The following is a 19747-nucleotide window of genomic DNA, read 5'->3' on the forward strand; positions in this document are numbered from 1 at the left end:
CAAGCTACTAGTCATTGCTACAGCAGTAGGTCGTTGTCCTGTTTCGTAGTCATACACTTGTAAATCAAGGGCTTTGTCGGATTCAGAAGGACTTTCTTCTGCTTCTCCCCGTAGCTCTAGTCGCATTCGCCCTCGTGATAAGCCATCCAAAATTTCATTAGCAAGCTCCACAATAGCCCTTTCAGCATTGCGTAATAATTGTAATTGAAGACCCTTTTTTCCAAGAAGAACTGATAGCAAGTCATACAGTCGATGCTCGCGCTCTACTTTCTGTAAATCTTGCTCTAATTGCGAACGCTGCTCACGCTGCCTTACGAGTTCATTAAAATTCTTTTCGGCGTTGCTCCGATTTGCATCAAATTCTATTTTTAGAGTTTTAGCACTATTAAGTTCTAGTTCAATCACCTCTATGCTGCGTCGTGCTTCTGAGGGCAACTGTTCAATTTGAGTATTAAAATTACTAATCTGTTGCTGAATAAAGGCTACCGAACCATTAGCTATGTTTAACCTGTTTGATAAAAATTCGTACTCAACAAGTTCTTGCTGTTCTGTTTCCAACTGTTCTATTTCAAAAGACTGAATTGTATTTGCTTTTTCTTGCCATTGTTGTGGTAAATTTTCCAAATCAGATGCTATGCTACGCTGTATTTCACCTTGAATCCCTCTCTTGTTACTCAGTTCTAGCTGGAAACTTTGCAATTCATCCGACAGATTATTTACTGATTCAATGGCTTTGTTGAGTTGATTTTTTAGCTGATGCTGTTGCGTCTTTAGCTCTTTTAACTGTGATTGCTGTTGTACTTTATCCTGCTGTAAATTATTTTGTTCGACACGCGCCTGCTGTGCTTGAGCTAATGGTAATTTTTTTTCAAGCTCCGCTAAACGTTCACTATTAAATTGAATTTGGGCATTTAGAAGCTTCCACTCTTCAAATTGTGTACCTATACTGCTTAAATAGTTAGTGTGGGCTTGCCTACCACTCAGATATCGGCTTAGTTCTTCCAAGTCTGTATCAGTCGGATAATTTGTATCAAGCCAACCCAAAACATCGCTGGGAAGATAGGGGGAAACACATGCTTGATAAATAGCAGGCAAATTATTAAAAGCTTTATTGATTTGAAGAACACAATTGTTCGTGTCTATTTTGGCTTGATTTTGTTGGTTTCCATTTTGATTACGCTCTAATTGTAGACTTGAAATCTGCTGGTCGATAAATTTCAACTCTGTTGTGAGTTGATTTAGATGCTCTTGTACTTGTTGATGTTGATTTTTCAAGTTATTAAGATTTGCTTGCGAGGTTGCTATTTCAGCATCCAAACGTGCTTTTTCTTTATGTGCGTGTTCTGGTGTAATCTCTTGTCCGCATAATTCGCAAGTAGGTTTATGAGCAGCCTTTTCAAAACGTTTACGTTGCTTACAAACTGTATCATATCCAGTTTCAGCGCGAGTTACCTCTTGAGATAAGTTTTTTTCTATTTTATGTTCTAAAGCAATGTCGGAGTTAAGTTTTTCTTGCTGATTTTGACATTCTTTTAACTGACTTTCTAAATAAGCTAGTCTATTACTAGTCGTTTTTTCTCTGTTCAAAGCATCAGCTAAATTTGAACGCCATTGAGTCAGTTGTTCCAGCCAAGGTAAAGCGGAGGCTGCCTCTACTAGTTGATTATCTCGCAGTTGTGCTTGTTGCACTAATTGCTCTAAATTTGAAGGGAAAGTAGCTAGCTTCTGTTGTTGATCTTGCAGTTGGATTTGAATTGTTTCCATTTGTGACAGGCTTGCAACAAAAGGAGCTAGTTTATCTAAACGACTTGTCAAGGCGTTAATGTTAGTTTCTAACTGCTCAATTTCCTTTTCTATGTGTTGAACTTGGTTGCTGGCATTTTGTTTCTCGCTTTCTGCCCTCTCCAAGTTTTCTTGTATTTGCTGGCATTTATGTTGTAATTGTTGAACTTGTTGTTCGGTAACAAGAATCCTTTGACGCTGGTTAATGATAGAACTCAGTAAAGGAAGTACCTCTCCAAGTTCTCGTAAGCGGCTACATTTTCTTTCTATCTCTTCAGTTCTGGCAAGCAAATTATTTAATTCTTGTAACTCTTTTTGAGCCTCATTAATCTGCGCTTTGAGTTGTTGCCATTGTTTTGATTGTTCTCGAAAAACAGTTAGTTTCTCTACTTTTTCATCTACACTTTTTAAAAGTGCTGCTGCTTGATTAAAAGCTTCTGCTGCTGCATTTAATTCCGCATCGCTAACAGTGAGCATAGAATCCAATCTCGGTTTCAGGCTTTTTACCTGAATTTCAAGTTCTTTACGACGGTCATCTGCGAGTAGATGCAGTCGCTTGTAGGGAGACAAATCTATTAACTGCTTGAGAATTTCTCCTCGTTCAGTAGAACCAACCTGTAATAATTTTTCGCTTTGTCCTTGCAAAAGGAGTACGCATGAGGTAAAGGCGTTTTCCTTCAAACCAATAGTACGTTCTACCCAGTTTTTAAAACCTGAATCATTATCTGTATCGGCTATTGGCTCAGGACGTGGCTTTCCTCCTGTTTTTGAAGGAATTAAGCGAAATACCTCTCGTGTTGGGCGTCCTCTATGGGAAACTGTGCGGCACACACGATAAGCTACTTCATCAACAATAAAATCAAACTCTACATTTAAAGCATCAGCTTGGTGGTTAATTAAATCCTTATAATTTTTTTGTCCTCCACGATAAAGACCATAAAGTGCAAAGGTAATAGCATCAAAAATTGTTGATTTACCTGCACCATTAGGTCCTGATAGTACCCACAGGGGAGCGCCATCAAATAGCAACTCCTGACCCTCACGATAGCTCATAAAATTTTCAACATAAACTCGAACAGGAATCATATTTCTACCTCAGAATTATTTAAAAATTGTTCGTTAGCTAATAATTGTTCAGCCAAAGCCAACACCGCATCACACTCTGGGGTACCTGCTAATTGTTGCTGTAAATATGTGCGTACATTTGTTGCTACATCTTGCGTGTCGGCAACTAAAGTAGAGCTTTTAAGGGATATTGATGAACCTTCAGTCACTATTTCTCGGTCGTACCAACGGGGGAATATTTTATCCAATTCGCGGCAAATTGCATCACGGTTATATTCCCCTAGTTTGTAGGTTAATTTGTAAGAAACTAAGGCTCTATCTAATTCGGAATATTTATCTTTAATGCTGGGAATTTCTTCAGGATTGTTAATTTCTATGCGATATATTGGTGTGGCATTGAGTGGTAAAATTGCTGGTTCTTGAGTCCGACCTTTAGCACCAATTTCAACTAAAACAACACTTTTTTCATCGTCTCTTTCACCATAGTCGAGACGTTCAATGCTACCGGAATAACGAACATGGGTAGTACCTGCCAAAGTTTGTGCTTTATGAATATGACCGTAGGCCGCATAACTCCAATTAGTAGGGATATCTCCTGCATCAAAAACGACATCTTCGCGTTCACTGATGCGATAAAGATTATGTAGTTGACTACCGCGAATATGTGCATGGCTAACCAGTACACTTGGTAATTCTGGCTTGATGTGTTTATTTTTGATGAGGTCGATTTTCTCCAGCATGGCTTGATGGAGTAAACTATTTTTCTCATCTAAGCTGCCATATTTTGTTTTTTCGTCTTTTAGGTAGCGTGACGAAGTTGGATAGGGCATCAAAACAAATTGAACTTGTTGCCCAGCTTTATCTTCTAGTAATAGATAAGTCGGTTGTGCTGCTAGATAAAGCCTGCCGCCTGGTCTCGCACCTGGTTTTTTTGGGTCTATTGGATCGGCAAGGTCAAGAGCAAAACGCATTAAATTAAAGAAGGCTTCGTTATCGTGATTGCCACTGATGGTGACAATTGTGCCACCCCCTAAAAGAAAAGGCTGAAAAACATCCCTCATTTCCCCAACGGCTGATTTTAGTTCGTCAAGTCGGTTGTACTGGCTAAATAAATCACCAGCAACAACCATGACATCAACCTTATGTTCGTCTAGGTAATTGGCGATTTCTTCTAAACGTTTGACAATATCGCCTTGGCGGGGTATTCGCCCCAATTTGTCGTTTAAATGCCAGTCAGATGTATGTAAAATTTGCATTCTATTTCCTCACTAATAAGTAGCAATATCATCGTCGTCTTCTTCCACAGTTGTCGCTTCAGCATCAACAACGGGATTACCTGTTGCTTCTCTGGGATTCATCGCCCAAGGAGGAAGTGGTACTAGAACGTGCATTGGTTCGTTATCCTGAATCACCATCTTTTCGCTGACAGTTAGTTCTGCGGCTTTGCGTTGGTTGCTTTTGCTCAAAAATCGCCAAATAGATTGGGAAAGTTCAAGACTGCCGCTACGACCAATTACGCGGATACTTGCGTTCTCAATTACTTTTTCGGAAACTTTTGAGGCTTGCTGTTGAGCGCCGAGTAAGATGATTCCTTGCGATCGCATTTCAGCTGCAACGGTTTCTATTAGTTGCGTAATGGGGTCTTTGGAACCACGGGGAGCAAAACGGTTAAGTTCATCCAAGGCAATTAGGTAAATTAAGCCTTCAACACGATTGGTTCCAGTACGTTCGTTAACTAATTGTTGAAGAATTGTGGCGACAACAAACCGTTGCAAAGATGGGACTCGCGTTAAAGCATTTAAATCAACAACTATTGGGTCTGTTGTTTCTCTTATTCCTAAATTAAGAGGATTACCGTTTTGGTCATAACGCCGAAGTACCCCATTTCCTTCATGTACCAGCAATAAAAGTTTTCTGCGTAGTTTGCTCCAAGTGGCTCTGTGATGATCGGGGGATAATTGACTACGATTGTCAGGCTCTGATATCCAATCTAAAAGTAGTTGGAAAGTACGAGGTGCATTATTTCGTAAACTGCGGGTGACAGTACCATCATTTTCTATCCTTTCATCTGTCAGGTGAGCTTCTAAATCCAGGACTAAAGCTCTAAAGTTGTCGTTAACGGAATCATCATCAGCAAATAAATAAGTAAATAAGCCTTTTTCAATAATATTGCCAAGACTCCAACTATAAGCCTGCACTGTACTCCGACATCCTGTAGAAACTGCTGTAATTCCACCAGGAATTTGTGGTGCAAAAAAGGTAACATTTTCAAAAGGTCTTGGTTCCTCAACACCTAATCTTTGCCAGTCTGCTAAATGTTCTTCAGGTCTGTATCTGTTACTCCAGCGATTAATGTGGAATAAATCGTAGCCTTTAACATTGAGAATTATCGGGACAACTATTAGGGGATTTGGGTCTGATGGGTATTCCTCAGCACGGCTACGTGCCTCCCGCAATAATTGGTAAATAACAAATAGCAAAAAACTAGATTTTGTTCCTCGACCGGCGACACCGTTAACGTTCATGTGTCCGCCATTAATACCTAGTAAATAATCCAGGTCTATCATCCCTGGGCCAGCGATCGCGCTTCCACCATTTTTAATCAAACCAATCGCTAAGGGATTATCGATTTCATCTGCTCTGTAAGCACGTCGAGCATCATTTTCATCCCCTAAGAAAACCGAACTTTGTTCTAAAGGTGGAGCTAAAACAGGAGGATCTGTACGTAAAATTGTAGCAGTAGCAAAAGTAACGCCTTCACCCCGAAATTCCGGTTGGTAATCAACATCGCCGTCAAAAGCATCAAATTCTTCGCCAATATCTTTTTTACGGCTTTGTCGATAGACCTCTTCTACAATTGCGTAAAAATTTATTGTCTCACCGCCTACATGACTTTCAGTACGAACAATTTGAGTTTTTTCAACCAACTCATCTCGCCGCACCCAAAAATGAAACTCTTCTGAGGTAGATTCTTTTTGGGGTGGTGATGCTACTTTCCCGATAATTCTGACACCAGGGGTATTAGCTGATGGATTTGCATTTGTATCTTCTGTGCTATCCGCTTCATCGGCATTAGGTATACCAGCATGGGAGCCGTTTCCGTTAACATCAAATTCCGGAATTAATACTTCGTCAGTCATATTCTTAGTTTAATTTTATACCTTATAACTGAGTTAAACGATAAAAACGATTGGATAAGATACTTAATGGTTGGAAAAGCGAACCTAAACTTTCTTCAGCTCGAACAATTGGGTGTAGAGAAATAGCAGCGCGTCCATAACTGCACTCTCGACAACGGTACTCATATACAGTTCGGGATAACTTATCCACGAAATCCCAATTATGCTTGTGATACTTCTCAAACCAGCTTTTTGATGCTTCCACGCGCACTATTCCCGTACTGGGAGTTCCACCACCCCCTCCAGAAAGACGAACAAACCAAGAAACAACGGGTAGCCATCCTCTAGAGATAGTAAATACTGGTGTACGTTGACCCGCTTCCAGTCCATATAAAACTTGTATCCCTTTAATATGTAAGTAATTTTGGCGCTGGGTTTTAATCACACCGAAAACTGGTGATTCGTCAATGTCAAAACCTCCCATCCGTGGTTGTAATCGTCCATCTATCACTGTCGGTTCACCGCCACTGTGGGAAATTGCAGATTCTTCCAACGCTTCCATTTCAGTATTGGAGCGGTTTTGAGTTCGTTTTCGCATGGTTTCAAAATCGTAGGAGGATATCCCACCAGGAGGGCGAACTGGTAGCAAACGAAATCCATTGTCTTGTAAAGCAGCAGCAAAACTTTCTACTTCTGTCCAGGGGAAAAGGTCTACCGCCATCGATACCACACGCTCAACAACCTCAAAGGAGCGCCGACATTCTCCGTTTTCTACCCGCATGGTGATACTGCCAATTTGAGAAAGGCGGATAGGAACTAACTGACCGCTAGGAGAACGCACCGAAGCGACTGTTTCCCCTACATCTTTACCATCTATAAAGTGAGTTGGTCGTTCATGCCAGTTACTAGGTCGCCAGTTAGGTGAGGTGCTTAAATTGATAGGTTCCCAATCAATTGCACGGTGTTTTACTTCATAATCTAAATCAACTTTTTCTGGGGTTTGGTTCAAGTCTTCGTCGGTTTCTTCTTCTAAAAAAGGAAACTGTGCATCATATTGTTCGACGCGACAACCACCGTAGTTTTTAATAAAATCTAATCCCATTTTTATAGATATACTCCTCCTATTTATTAGTTGTTTGTGAATTCTTATTTAAGAGTATTTCTGGTAATTGCAAATCTTTTAACCGTCGTTTCATGGCTTCCTGACTGACTAAAAACTCGGTTGCTAATCGTTTGGCTAAAACATCTCTTTTTGTACCAAATCGACCACGATAACGCTTGGCTAAAGCGAAACAAGCCGATGCTGGCATTAAAAGTTCAGCCGCAAATTGGTCGGCTTCTGCCTCCATTTGCTTCTCGTCTATGCCTAGAGAATCAATTACTGCTTGTATGCCATTTGTAAAGGTAAATTGTGCCGTGGATTTATCGTTATCTTCCTTACTTTCATCATCTTCTTCACTTTTATTTTGAACGTATAAACCTTCTGTTAAAATCAAAGGCTCTTTCAAACTATTTTTTTGAGGAGTTTGAAGTAAAGGAATAAAATGTAATAAGTAATGTCCTAATTCGTGGGCGGCTGAAAATCGGCGGCGTGATACTGGGGCTAAATGAGGCTTTTGTTCGACTAAAATACAGCCGTAAAAAAAACTTTTATATTCCAGTAAATACAAGTATCCAGCTAACTTTAAATCTTGATTTTCGCTATCTGTTAAAGGTAGTTTTTGTCCTGTTTCCACTTCTAAAAAATCGGCAACACTTTGAATGGTCATATCTTTGATTTCTGCTACCCTGATTGGGTAAGCCCTAATCAGTTCATACAGGGGTACAACACCAGGTTTAAGATTTGCTAACTCCAGTCCAGCTTCTTGATATGCCAGTTCTACAGCCTGGGAAATTACCATACGGCGATGTTCTAGTATCATCTATGTTTTATCGACCTCAGTATTGTTTTTGACTTTGTTTTCTATTGGTTGACGATTATTCGATGTAGTTTTATATCGACTTTTTTGTTCGCGGGCTGCTGCTAATTGCGCCCTATTGTGGCTGCGTCCCATCGATAAAGTAATGGCGGTATCTCGAAACATATCCAAGAATCGCTCGCTCGCATTAATTCTTAATTCGGCCGCTAATTGCCTAACAGCTTGGATACTAAGTTTGACTGGTAGTGGCACAGAACTGTCAAGGAATTTACTAATAATGTGCTTATCTGCTGATGGTACGCGGTTGATATCTTGCAAACGCTTAATAACATCGCCAACTGTTACAGGTTTTTCTTCTTCATCAATGTCTTCAAAAATTAAAGGTTTTTCCTCTTCTTGAATAATTTCAAATGCGCTATGCAGGTGCTTGTGGAGTAAATTTCTAATAATTTCCGCGTCAGTAGCGATTGGTGTTAGTTGTTCTTCTTCCTGGTAGGCTGAATTGATTTCCGTAATAATTCGTTCCAATTCTGGGTCATTGCAAGCAGCATCAAGTATTTGGGCTACTACTTCCATGTCACCTTGGTCTAAAGCCTGCACATATAAATGAATGGCTTTTTCACGGGAGTAGGGCTGCTGATTTTGATTTTGATTTTGCATCTTATCTGCCCTCCTCTGATGACTTGTTACCTTGGGCATAAGCTTGACGCAACTGTGCGATCGCACGGTGCTTTTTGGTGTAAGCTGCCCCTTGTGTTATGCCTAATGCAGCAGCCAAGAATTCTCCATCTAAACCGTCAACAAAAGCTAATTTAAGTACTTCTCGATAACCGTCATTTACCAATGACAGCAAATATTCCAACATTTCGGGGTCAGATGAATTAGACGACTTGTATAATATTCCTAAAATTTCCTCTTCTGAAAGAATTTCTGAATTTTGCTGTCTAATTTTACGAGCTTGGGGAAGTTCAGCGACGAGTGCGATTCGCTTATTTTGTTGAGTTTGTTGCCGTTGCCACCGTTTTAGCTTATTCGCGGCAATTTTCAGCAACCAAGGGCGAGGCGGATAGCTAGGGTCAAATTTATTAGCTATTTTGAGAGCCGTTTCAACAGTTTCATGCAAAATTTCCTTTGCTATTGCCTCAATGGAATTGCGGTCGCAACTTTTACCCAACTTATCGCCAAATTGGTTTATAACCCGGCTAACGTAGAGTTGAATTGTACCTTGAAGAACCTGCCACTCCTCCTGAACTGCCTGACATAGCAACTGTTGCTTCTGAAGTAACTCATGATCGTAGGATGGGTCTACAGATTGCCCAACTTGTCGTTTCAATGTGACCTCCTAAACATTACCCCTGATATATAATTGCCAGCCAGGCGATAAATTATTACAGTGGTAACGACAAAAATTACCGCACTTTGCACATTCAATATCCTCCAAACATCGTTCCTAATATAGAATTGCCATGAGGTCGGTAAATTCTTACAGCTATAAGCAAAAATTTTTTGATGTCTTTAAAACAGCACTAGAACATACGTATTACTTCACACCCTTTTGACTTCAATGCCCAACTGTGCCAACAATCGCAGTGCTTCCTTGGTAGTAAAATCCCTAACTGATAGTCCAGTTAGTTGGCTAACTAACCACTTCGGCGCTACACGATTAGTACCAACGTCAACATACCAAGATTGAAAGCGAGTAAATTCCTGATCGTCTGTCTGCAACGCCTGGTAAGCAACATCAAGCACCTGTTGTGGAGTAAGTGCGACCTTTATACCCCGAATTTGATTTTTTTTGTGGCAGTGAAGCGATTTGGGTAGACCACAGGTTATGTCTGGTGGCTTCCCGTACAACCAATCATGTAATTGACTTAACTTTCTGCCCAAGCTACCAGAGGCGATTCGGATGTTCAAGTTCGCTGGGAGTATAGTTTCGTAGCCGTTTATTGCTTGGAGATAATCTCTCCCAATGCTAATAAAGATTTCCTGGTAGAGTCGGGCCTTGACAACATTTTCTAGTTCAGCGAGAACTCCTGACCGCAATTGCTGCGCTCTTGTGGCTGTCATTCGGCGATCATAATACGGTATCAAGTGATGCTGAGAGATTAAACCGAATTCTGCTGACAGAATACATACGTTTATTGGCGGCAACTTTGAAGGACATTGCCTCAGAAAACGACGCAGCACAAGAAAACTTGGGCCATCATACCGAATGATTGCAGGTAGTAACCCAGGATCTGAACGCTTGCGTTGAGAACACCCAATAATTAATAGACTGCGGGTATTAGCAGTATTCGTACCTTCATAGCTCTGGAGAGACATGATGATTTCTTATGATGCAATAACATCCCAGCTAGACTTACTAATTATGTTTGACTTCCGCAAACAGTGGCATAATCCGCTTGCGAATACGGTATTGAGTTAGACTAAGCCGCTCCATCACCAGGGTGACTCCCCTACTCTGGTATCGAGCGATTCAGAGAATACGTGTGAGGGTTATCTCGTTCCCAACTTCCGTTTTTTTTTCGCTGTACTTAGGCTCCCACTTTCCACCAGGTTTATTGAGAGTGCTACCAGGTCACTCGGCAACTGCTGTTAGTAGCAAGGATTGCGAATGCTAAATCTGCTTGGCTAATTCCACCCTGGTTCAATTCCCTTTTTAGTGGGTTGACCAAGTTTAGAGAATGTCCAAATATCTCGTTTGTGCTAGAACACCAATTTAGTCCCTTTCTAATTGTTTATTATGCTTTTGTTCAGACTTCCGCAGCTGCTCCAATAGCTCTTGATTCCAATCCTTGGCTTGAGGTCTTACCCTACAAGAGAGAGGCAATAATTCCATAATTGCTTGTGCCGTTTCATCCCCAGCAGCATCATTATCATAAGCAGCTACCACTGTGGGGATATTCTTAAGGAACTCCACAGACACACTCCTAACGTTATCAGCTGCCATACACATTGTCCTTTGTTGGGGCATTTCTCCCAGTGCTTCGACTTCCAACATGGCAAAAGACAGTGCATCAACAGGAGATTTACATAACACTACTCTCTGTATTTCATCACTTGGTTGTCCTCCCCAACGTATATAAAACCACCCCTCAGTACGTTTGGTGCCAGTGGCATATCCCATGAAAGTATTGTCTTCACCTCTCGTCCCCCTCAAAAACGCCCCAGTAGTTTCACCGTCTAGCCCTCTCATCAAAAACACAGCATTTTGTTGAGAGTCTGCATAAACTAACCCGCTTGTGTGGAGGTGTTGGACTAAGTTTTCAGACAATCCCCGTTTCTGCGTCAAATAGTTGTAAACTGCCTGCCAGTTGGTTTCGTCCTCGACAGGGGGTACAAACTGGGGCGTTGGTTCTGTTTGGGCAATCTCAGCAGCCTGTTCCCTGGCGTGGTGGGTGACGGCTCTTTGCATGAGAGACTCCCCAAAGCGGTCATTTAAAGTCGCGATCGCTTCTTTAAATTTGCACCCCATAACGTGCATCACTAGGTCGATAGCGCCGCCGCCACCTTTATTTACACTGGGAGAGAAGTCATACCATTTGGAATCATCTATATTAATGATGTGGCCCACACCTTTCCACCGGAGATTGCCTTTGGTATCTTGAGTTAGTCCCAAATGCCAAGCCACATCTTCTAGGGGAAGGTCGCGCAGTTGATCAGCAAGTTGCTTAAGTTCAGAACGCAACTGTTGATTTTCGGCTGACAACTGTTGAATGCGTGCTTCTAGTGCTTCATTTTCTTTGACCAGTTGTTTAGCAGTCGCTTCCATCTCCTTTTTCTTTCTAATAGCCCTGTCTCTATCAGCAGCTTTAGCTTGAAGTTGTTCGCTTGTAAGTTTCCCAGGTTCTAGGTCTTTCCCCTCTTCAACAATCCGGTAAAAGTCTTTTATATCCTGGTGTTGGGCTTTGCTACCCTTGATGCCTCTTTCTAACCCCAGGTGCTGCATCGCGGTGTGGTAGTCATCCTGAAAAGCCATCATCTTTTGGCGACCGTCGAAGAAATGATTACACCGGAGTTGTCCGTCCTTGTCGAGGGGTACGAGGTAGGCGTGCAAGTGTGGTGTCGCCTCATCTAAGTGCAACTCGCACCTCACAATTCGGTCTTGGTAAGTCTCCTGTAACCATTTGAGGTTTGCATCAACCCATTGTTTAAGTTTGTCTTCGTGGTAGTACCCAGCGCGAGTTGGGTCATCTGGACGATAGTACTGGGGCGATGCGGTGAGGAGAATCTCAACGCAATAGACAGCATCAGTTCTGATTTTTCGCTTTTGTTCGTATTGCCCAATCTTCGCCAGTACCAAATCCTCCAAACGTTCGTTTTGTTCAGTGCTGCCGATGAGCCTGATATTTTGTTTGGATGAATCTGCGTTGGGTGTTTCCCGTGTTCGGGCAGTATGCGCTTCACTGCCAGCAAGATTGTGGCGTTTGAGTTTTTTTGGTACGGGCGATCGCGTAGCCGTATGTCATATTTGAGTTGAATCATCGTGGTTTTTATGGTGTGTTTGTTGCTTGATTGATGGGAAGATAAACTGTAGTAAATGCTTTTATTGCTGATAGGAGCATCCGCGATTCTCTCAGAGGGGGTGCGCTACTTGCCCCGCAGGGCGAACGCAGGTTATTTGTGACGAGCGACAGCAAGGCATTGCCACAGGCAACCCGTAGGGCAAATAACCGTAGTGAGTACGACTATTTTATACCCTCCACCCGAAATCTGTCTTTGGGGTAGCACTTGGTGCAGCTAGGGCACAGTATGAGTGCAATTTCTGCACAATTTGTGTTGGTTGACATGGCTTGATTCCTCAACAGTCGATTTAAATAGTGGTGCAAAATACGTAGATTTTTTGAGGCGATTTGAGGCATTGTTGAGCCAAGATGGTGCGGTAGTCATTTCTGATTGGATGCATGGCCGACATCTATCTCAGCGTGGACGTGGGTGGGTCGCAAACTAAGATTATTTATCAGCTAGCTGGCTCTAAAAAACCCAATTATTTACTAATGCCACCTGCTGTTGAGGAGATTACCAAAACCAAACTCGACAATTACATGGCACGTTTGGGGTGGATTGGTAGTCCTAGCCCCGACCAACAATTATGGGTTGTCTGGGATGAGCGTGTAGTAGTGTTGGGTGATTTCGCTGCTTGTTTTGACCCCCAAGACAGAATTAAGGAACTCAAGTACGAGAATGCTTTGTGGAAGGTGTTGGGAGCTATTGGGCTGATTGTAGAAACTAGCAATATTAAGGTATCGCCGAAAAAGCCGTTAAAGGTGGAGTTGGCGCTGCTGCTTCCCTGGAATGAATATAGCGATCGCCGCAGGTTTGAGGAACAATTGCGGAAAATGCTGGCTGGCTTTGGGGTACGAAATACTGCATTGAAGGTGAGCCTGGAGCGTTTTTTATGCCGTCCAGAAGGTGGGGGATTGGCTGCTGTGAGGATTAAGCAGCAGGGGATTGATTGGTTGCGTTCCCAACAGTTGGGGGTGCTGATGTTTGGTCACAGGAATACGACAGCGCTTTACTTCGACCGAGGACAGTTAAAGCTGGGAGATAGTCCGCTATTGGGATTTGCTAATATGCTGGACATGGTTATTGAGATGACGAGCGGTCTAGACCGGGAACGTTTGGCTCTAGCTATATTCCAAGCACGGTATGCTGTCCTTGATGAGATATATAACCCAAATTATTCAAACACCCGCCGTCCCGACTGGTCTACATGTGCGGCAATTATTGCTTTAGCCAGTGCTAAAGACCCCAATTTAAGAGATAAAGAAATTCAAGATATAGGTAAGGCTATCTCTGTGGCGACGGCTGAGTATTGGGATAAGTTAGAGCGGTGGATGAGTCGGGTTTTGCCTGCCCAACTGGACGAGGTGATTATTGGTGGGGGTGCGGCTTATCACGTTGAGCCGGAGTTGGAGAAATATTTCAACTGTGAACCAAAAATAGAAACTCAGCCTAGTTTAAGTAGGAACAGTTACGGTAGTGGCGGTACAAAAATTAGAACTTCGGGATACAAAAGTAAAGATTATAACAAACACTTCACACCGATGATTTGGGGTAGTGGTATAAGCGAGCAGGTTAAACAAACTTTTAACTTGGAGAAAAAGCAGTTTGGGGAACAGTGTACTTCCTCTCGCCTTGTGGATTGTTTCGGGTTGTTTGATTATTTGGTGGGACTGGAGGCTACTAATGACAAGAGTTAGGAGAAAGCGCCTGAGTTTGAGTCTGCGTCTCCAGCCCTATGAGGGCGACCCAATGGCGGAAGTTGTTGACTACCTGAACTCTCTACCCAAGGATGAGGTTAACCGGAAGGTGGCTGATATTCTGGTGGCGGCTTTGTTGCCTTATGCCCGATACCACAGTGGGAAGTATACTCAAGAGCAGTTGCGCTTTGCGTGTTGGGAGGCGCAGGATTCTTTGAACAAACATGGCAGTAATATGCGTTTGGCTTTGGGGGTGGAACAGCCACAGTTTGTGTTGCCTACATCTGTGGTGGGGGTTAATCCCAATCCCCCAACCCATCACAATAGCGCCACTAATCAGCCTGACACTGAGGCAGACGCTCCCGATTCAAAAAGACCAACAACTCTTATTCCAGGCCAGGTTTCATCACTTGATTTGAATACGATTTTTGGAGTTGATTAAGCGAAGAATTTTTGAAGTGCCAGCAGCAGGGTGAGAGTTGTGAACTGTTCAGTTGGTTTTGTAGTTTTAATGTATTTTACTAGTAGTATTAAGTGATAGCTGTGACTCTAAAATCAGTTTCCAACCTAGAAGCAAATAGGTGTGACTTGCTCAAACCCAATGAAAAAGCTAGTTGCTGTAGTCGTTATGTTAGACCATGCTGAGTTGAAATAATTATGGGACACTCATAACCGGATAATTAAACTGTGTTAGGGTGTGAGAAATGATTCCAGAATTTAACGACAATGGGAATTTACCACCAGGAGTGCATTGGGCAGAATGGGAGGAATTTAAAGAAATATTTGGTACAAATTTAACTAGACAGCGCATGGTAGATGGTCTAGAACTGGCAATGACGCTTCTTAAAGCAGCAGGCTGTAGAACTATTTATATTGATGGTAGTTTTGTCACCACTAAACAAAGGCCTGGAGACTTTGATGCTTGTTGGGAGGACAATGGGGTTGATATAAATTACCTACAATCTATTGCTCCGGCTTTATTTAATTTTGCGCTCTTGCGTGCCGAACAAAAAATTCAGTACAAGGGTGAAATTTTTCCGTCAAATTATCCAGCTAATGATTCCGGTACAGCCTACATAGATTTCTTTCAATTTGATACTAGGACGAATACGCGCAAAGGAATTATTGCTATAGATTTACAAAGGTGGAAACCATGATGATCAAAAACGAGCAACAATATCAAAATTCTTTAGATTGGTTGCAACGCTTTGAGCAGTCTATAGCCCAATTGGATAACAATGAACAATTGAAGGCAGAACCAGAACGGTGGAAGCTTCACCGAGATTCATATCAGAGTCAAGTTGACGAGTTAAAGTTAGAAATTGCAGAATACGAAAGACTTATTAATTGCGACACCAGCAAGCCTTTAAAAATTAAAATTGATTCTTTAAATAAGCTACCAAATGCTTTAATTAAAGCTCGGTTAGCAGCCAAAATTAGTCAACAAGAACTTGCTGATAGATTGGGAATTGATGAACAAAGAGTTTATGAGTATGAGGATACAGATTATCAATGTGCCAGTTTTGTAGAAATCCTCGAAGTCAGCACTGCTTTGGGTGTCGAAATTGAAACTGCAACCGTCCAAGTAGATTTTGCAGAAATAGAAGCAGTTAAAAAAAGCGTTGACAAATGGCGCAAAGAAAAAATGAATATTAAAACTAAAGCTTCATAAGTAGGGTTGACAGGATGAAAACTCCAAGACAATTGGTGTAATGTCGCCCAGATGTGCGTTGGCGCAAGAAATAGGTACTATACCTATTAAATAGGTACTGAAATGCCGTTTAGTACCTATTTGTTGGGAAATTCAGTTTGGAGTTGAAGTTTGGCAGCAGAAACTGTGCCACGTTGGTGACTCGACTGGTTCAAGGTATTTTTGAAGAGCAATTAGATAGTTACAAACTCAACCACATATAGAAGTTTGGTATTATTTGTTCCAATCTACGTAGTTCCGCAGCTGCAATTTCCTCAAGTAGCAGGACTGCACACCACCGCCGCTCTTCACTCCAACTGCTTAGGATGGCTTTTACAGCCGTAACTCCATTCTTAATGCCCTGCCTTAGCAAATCAACACAAGTTTTTATGGGAGTGTGTTCTCCATCTTCTGGTTCAAAATCTCCAAAATCGATGCGCTCAACTTTAGTATCCACCCCCAACCATGGGGGTTCCCCTATACCATTATGGGGGGGGGTGGATACGGGGCTGTTTGGCGACGCAACACCATATCTAGTCTGCATTGCCGCCTGATATCGCTGTTGGTCAAGGGCTGCTTGTCTCGCCCGTTCTTCCTTTTGGGCACGTTTGCTTGCACGGTGGGCAATTACCGCATGAGCAAAATCCAATTCCTCTTGAGATAGCGAGAAATGTTTAACCTGTTTACCCCGTGGCCCAACTTTATGGTCAACTAGTTTTAATCCCAGTTGTTCTAGCAAAACCCCCAGCAGCCATATTGGTTGGCAGTTAGAGGGAACTGTGAAACCCAAAATTGCTTTAACATGAGGCGCACAATATTTGGCGATATCGGTCATTCTCAACAAGTCGGGGTCATTAGCAGTAATCTCAACACCTGCTACTAAGCGTTTGAGAATATCATGCAGTCCCAAGTTAAACCTAGCCAACCACCGCGCGGAGTAATTGCCCCAGTCCATGCACAATGGTAGATGGAATCGCTCCTGGAGGTCTTTGTCTGCCACAATTCTTGGCGGGGAAGGGTATTGTCTTCCGGTACGTGCATCCAAAATTGTGCCCTCTGGCTCTGATAGAATTGCTTCTAAATGGGCGATCGCCCTAGACAATCTGCCTGAGTTGTCTTTTTCTACCAGAGCAGGAGTTACGGGCATTCCATAAGCATCCAGTATGCGGAATTTCTCGCATTCAAATACTTCTGACGGTGTGAGGTAGTCTTTGCTAGTACGCTGACGATATTCGCTAGAGGAGATATCTTTGGCTTTAGCAACAGCTGCGTAATAAGCAGTATCTAAAGCAGCAGCGGCATTTTTAAGACGCTCCTGGGCTAGTTTATCGGACTCCGCACCCATAGGTATAATTTGATTGCCCATCTCGGTCAGCAGTTCCCGTAAATCAGCCCGCAGGTTATTTATGGATTGATGACGAGAAGCCATGATTTGGCAGTACGCATCTAATGCCCAGTCTTTCTCAGCACCACGAGAGCCAGTTTCCCGGTCAATCCGCAGCAGGAAAGCTGTCATTTCATTGGTTTGCAGTAACCGTTCTTTGATTTTGGTGGCGTTGGTGTCAAGGTAGCCAAAGGGCGGTCGCTGTGCTACCCAGACGTGAATTGGTACTTTTGGGCGATAGCGGTACAGTTGTTGGGCGCATTCGGTAGCAGTTTGGGAAACCCCGTGAAAAACGCCAAAAACGGCATCAAAATGATAATTAGGTATATCCACCCCCGTACCAAGGCTAGGGGATGTTAAAAGGGCATCTAGACTCTTTACAGCGTTAGTTATGTCTTTAATGAAGGCGACATTTTCTTCGCTGCCGGAGTTTTCGGAGTGAATCGCCCAGATTTTTAAGGGTGTGGGGTTGCAAGTTTGGGGTGTAGTGCCATGAGTTGGGATGGGGTACAGGGACTCCCTCTGCGACTGGGATCTGTGGTCAGCAAAGTTGTGTACTCTGGTTTCTCCCGTTATGGGTGAGACACTTTCCCCTAGACTGCCATCTGAAATGTTTGGGGTTGTAGGCGCTGCTGTGCTTTCTTCCCCAACACCCAACACCCAACACCCAACACCCAGATCCTGCTCATCTGAGTCTTCCACCCGCACCGACATAGAGAGCGACTGTTCAAGTTTCTTAATAAAGCGCTTCGAGTCAGAAACCACCATGATTTTCTGTCCCATCATTAGCGCTGCCGAAATTTGGGCAACTAGGGCAGAAGAATCATCTCCCTCATACCAGTAGATTGGGCGATCGCCATTTTTCCACTCGTTTTTGATAATAAAAGGCTTTTCGCCCACAGGACGCATTGCTCGGAAGAAATCCACTGTGACGTCGTCCATGTGCGCGTCGGCGATGACGACCAAGGGCGCATTATACACGATGTATTCCAGTACTTCTAAAATTTGTGCCCGATATTCTTTGCAGGTTTTGCTGTGCAGTAGGTGCGTGAGGTACTGGCAAGCTTCATCGATAAACACGCAGCCATAGGTGAGGGCTTGAGTGTTAAGTTTATGCAAGCTGTCGATGGTGATGCTGAGGGCAGTAGCTTTGGCTAAACCTGTATAACCCAGGTCAGAATACATCTCAGTGTTAAGACGTTCTGCCAGGTTTTTGAGCAAATTAACCCGATGTCCGTTATTGAGGAACCGCTTGTCAGGATGTGCAACGCGCCACTGTCGCATGAGTTCGGTTTTACCCGTGCCCATGTCACTCCACAAGACAACCAGTCCGGACTGGGGAAGTAGGAAACTCTTGGAGTGGTGGCTATGGGGCTTGGACTCTCCTTTGGGAGTGGTGGCTATGGGGCTGTGGGGGAGAAGATTTATTGAACAATAACTCTCTTGCCTCAAGAGCTTATCCGAACCGTATTGCCTGTAAGGCGATAGCTCATTAACACGAACCCCCATCCCCTCTTCCCCTACACCCTGGACTGAAAGGGCTTGAGTTAGATACTTGACATTTACTGTAATATGTGGCTTGTATTTACTGCTTAGTCCCCGGTGTTTCTGGAAGTACGAGCGCTGGTAATCTGCAAGTGTTTTGGCATCATCGACGATCGCACTCAGTAACTCGTCGGCTTTTTCGCCACGCTCAACAACAAAATCATCTACGCCTTTTTCTGGCCCTGGTAGCAATGCTACCTCACAGTGACAGCCAACAGCCTCAATTGTCTTGCCAGTCCGCACGGTGGCTTGGAAGACTGACCAACGAGTTTTAAGTTTTGTTTCGTGGTCGAAGAGGATGATAAACTTGCGCCCCTTTTGTGCTATCGGCATTAAATCGGGGTGCAGGCGTTCGTCAAAATCTTTTTTGCCAACCCGTCCGTTCCAGATACCGGGGAGGGCGATCGCCACAAACCCAAGACTTAACAAGCTAGCGGCTTTCTTTTCGCCTTCACACAGGATTATGGGGATTTCTGGGTGTCGTTGCACCCACTCCCAAAATAAGCACGGATTCATTCTGTCTTGTAGGCGCAGTGCTAGGGGGGAATGATACCGCTTGATATTGTACCGTTGCGCTACTAAATCCCAAATACAGTTAGGGACATCGAAGTAGGTGACACGGTTGGGTGTTTTGGGTGGCGATTCGTACTTGACGGGTTTACCTTTTTCCGCGTCAATCCGGGGTAGGGAAGGCTTAAAGCGCCCCCATTCCATCGGTAGCCAATTATTAAGGGGGTCAAGTCCGCTAATCCATAATCCCCCCTCAGTGGCGTGCTGGTACTGCTTTAAGAAGCCATCCGTGACTCGACCAGCATTTTTGCGGGGGATGGCATTGGAGATGAACAGGTAAGAGAATACTACTTCTCCTACGATGTGGATGAAATTGCGCTCAATGAGGGCGGGGTGGATGGCGCTACCAAAGGCAAGTTCGTGGTACTCGGCAGGAGTTAGGTTATTCGGGTAAAGGTTTGGGGTGTTGTCGTTCATGAAGCATCACCCCTTCTGCCACTATTACACCTCAATAGTCCGGGAATGGGGCA

General features: G+C 43.3%; 15 protein-coding genes and 1 pseudogene. 5 read left to right on the forward strand and 11 right to left on the reverse strand.

Annotation, left to right across the window (positions count from 1 at the left end):
- From UYC_RS36000 to mobV, 10 genes and pseudogenes are all read right to left on the reverse strand, one after another.
- Positions 1–2868, reverse strand: a 2868-nt coding sequence (locus UYC_RS36000) for an AAA family ATPase (protein WP_016879856.1), incomplete at its 3' end; no start/stop codon positions are given.
- Positions 2865–4103, reverse strand: a complete 1239-nt coding sequence (locus tag UYC_RS0134900; protein ID WP_016876034.1) for a metallophosphoesterase family protein — start codon at positions 4101–4103, stop codon at positions 2865–2867. The genes UYC_RS0134900 and UYC_RS36000, both read right to left, overlap by 4 nt.
- Positions 4104–4115: 12 nt before the next feature.
- Positions 4116–5987: an ATP-binding protein gene (locus tag UYC_RS0134905; RefSeq protein ID WP_016876035.1), complete on the reverse strand. Its 1872-nt coding sequence runs from the start codon at positions 5985–5987 to the stop codon at positions 4116–4118.
- 22 nt (positions 5988–6009) lie between these two features.
- Positions 6010–7068 carry a hypothetical protein gene (locus UYC_RS0134910; protein ID WP_016879857.1) on the reverse strand — a complete coding sequence of 353 codons (1059 nt, stop codon included), beginning with the start codon at positions 7066–7068 and terminating at the stop codon, positions 6010–6012.
- Positions 7069–7087: 19 nt separating this feature from the next.
- Positions 7088–7888 carry an ImmA/IrrE family metallo-endopeptidase gene (locus UYC_RS0134915; RefSeq protein ID WP_016879858.1) on the reverse strand — a complete coding sequence of 267 codons (801 nt, stop codon included), beginning with the start codon at positions 7886–7888 and terminating at the stop codon, positions 7088–7090.
- A complete protein-coding gene (locus tag UYC_RS0134920) occupies positions 7889–8545 on the reverse strand; it encodes a hypothetical protein (protein ID WP_016876037.1) in 657 nt (218 codons plus the stop codon).
- Between the two features lies 1 nt (position 8546).
- Entirely contained in the window at positions 8547–9218 is a 672-nt protein-coding gene (locus UYC_RS0134925; protein ID WP_016876038.1) for an RNA polymerase sigma factor, read from the reverse strand.
- Positions 9219–9430: 212 nt separating this feature from the next.
- Positions 9431–10207 (reverse strand): DUF6884 domain-containing protein, encoded by a 777-nt coding sequence (locus tag UYC_RS0134930; protein WP_016879859.1) that lies wholly within the window; start codon positions 10205–10207, stop codon positions 9431–9433.
- Between the two features lie 397 nt (positions 10208–10604).
- Complete coding sequence (locus UYC_RS40255; protein WP_321164300.1) at positions 10605–11834, reverse strand: DUF3991 domain-containing protein; 1230 nt, start codon at positions 11832–11834, stop codon at positions 10605–10607.
- A pseudogene (gene mobV, locus UYC_RS39785) lies at positions 11823–12263 on the reverse strand (MobV family relaxase); the annotation flags it as partial. The gene UYC_RS40255 and the pseudogene mobV, both read right to left, overlap by 12 nt.
- Between mobV and UYC_RS39790 the strand changes: the two are divergent.
- The 5 genes from UYC_RS39790 to UYC_RS0134955 all read left to right on the forward strand — a co-directional run bounded on the left by UYC_RS39790 (position 12223) and on the right by UYC_RS0134955 (position 15760).
- Positions 12223–12360: a hypothetical protein gene (locus UYC_RS39790; protein WP_235181639.1), complete on the forward strand. Its 138-nt coding sequence runs from the start codon at positions 12223–12225 to the stop codon at positions 12358–12360. The pseudogene mobV and the gene UYC_RS39790 sit on opposite strands and share 41 nt — an antisense overlap.
- Positions 12361–12789: 429 nt before the next feature.
- Positions 12790–14088, forward strand: coding sequence for a ParM/StbA family protein (locus UYC_RS0134940; RefSeq protein ID WP_016879861.1), 1299 nt, complete (start codon positions 12790–12792; stop codon positions 14086–14088).
- A complete protein-coding gene (locus tag UYC_RS0134945; RefSeq protein WP_016879862.1) occupies positions 14075–14530 on the forward strand; it encodes a hypothetical protein in 456 nt (151 codons plus the stop codon). The genes UYC_RS0134940 and UYC_RS0134945 overlap by 14 nt, the downstream gene beginning before the upstream one ends.
- 262 nt (positions 14531–14792) lie before the next feature.
- Positions 14793–15245: a DUF6932 family protein gene (locus UYC_RS0134950; RefSeq protein ID WP_016876043.1), complete on the forward strand. Its 453-nt coding sequence runs from the start codon at positions 14793–14795 to the stop codon at positions 15243–15245.
- Positions 15242–15760 (forward strand): helix-turn-helix transcriptional regulator, encoded by a 519-nt coding sequence (locus UYC_RS0134955; RefSeq protein ID WP_321164299.1) that lies wholly within the window; start codon positions 15242–15244, stop codon positions 15758–15760. The genes UYC_RS0134950 and UYC_RS0134955 overlap by 4 nt, the downstream gene beginning before the upstream one ends.
- Before the next feature lie 220 nt (positions 15761–15980).
- Here UYC_RS0134955 and UYC_RS0134960 read toward each other — a convergent pair whose 3' ends face one another.
- Complete coding sequence (locus tag UYC_RS0134960) at positions 15981–19694, reverse strand: DUF3854 domain-containing protein (RefSeq protein ID WP_016879864.1); 3714 nt, start codon at positions 19692–19694, stop codon at positions 15981–15983.
- Between the last annotated feature and the right edge of the window lie 53 nt (positions 19695–19747).

The sequence above is a fragment of the Chlorogloeopsis fritschii PCC 6912 genome (assembly GCF_000317285.1).
GTDB lineage: Bacteria > Cyanobacteriota > Cyanobacteriia > Cyanobacteriales > Nostocaceae > Chlorogloeopsis > Chlorogloeopsis fritschii.

Coding starts and splice junctions, on each gene's coding strand:
- UYC_RS39790 (WP_235181639.1), top strand. CDS start 12,223: ATGAGCCTGATATTTTGTTTGGATGAATCTGCGTTGGGTGTTTCCCGT.
- UYC_RS0134915 (WP_016879858.1), bottom strand. CDS start 7,888: ATGATACTAGAACATCGCCGTATGGTAATTTCCCAGGCTGTAGAACTG.
- UYC_RS0134955 (WP_321164299.1), top strand. CDS start 15,242: ATGATGATCAAAAACGAGCAACAATATCAAAATTCTTTAGATTGGTTG.
- UYC_RS0134940 (WP_016879861.1), top strand. CDS start 12,790: ATGGCCGACATCTATCTCAGCGTGGACGTGGGTGGGTCGCAAACTAAG.
- UYC_RS0134930 (WP_016879859.1), bottom strand. CDS start 10,207: ATGTCTCTCCAGAGCTATGAAGGTACGAATACTGCTAATACCCGCAGT.
- UYC_RS0134960 (WP_016879864.1), bottom strand. CDS start 19,694: ATGAACGACAACACCCCAAACCTTTACCCGAATAACCTAACTCCTGCC.
- UYC_RS0134945 (WP_016879862.1), top strand. CDS start 14,075: ATGACAAGAGTTAGGAGAAAGCGCCTGAGTTTGAGTCTGCGTCTCCAG.
- UYC_RS0134950 (WP_016876043.1), top strand. CDS start 14,793: ATGATTCCAGAATTTAACGACAATGGGAATTTACCACCAGGAGTGCAT.
- UYC_RS0134910 (WP_016879857.1), bottom strand. CDS start 7,068: ATGGGATTAGATTTTATTAAAAACTACGGTGGTTGTCGCGTCGAACAA.
- UYC_RS0134905 (WP_016876035.1), bottom strand. CDS start 5,987: ATGACTGACGAAGTATTAATTCCGGAATTTGATGTTAACGGAAACGGC.
- UYC_RS0134920 (WP_016876037.1), bottom strand. CDS start 8,545: ATGCAAAATCAAAATCAAAATCAGCAGCCCTACTCCCGTGAAAAAGCC.
- UYC_RS0134900 (WP_016876034.1), bottom strand. CDS start 4,103: ATGCAAATTTTACATACATCTGACTGGCATTTAAACGACAAATTGGGG.
- UYC_RS40255 (WP_321164300.1), bottom strand. CDS start 11,834: ATGCAGCACCTGGGGTTAGAAAGAGGCATCAAGGGTAGCAAAGCCCAA.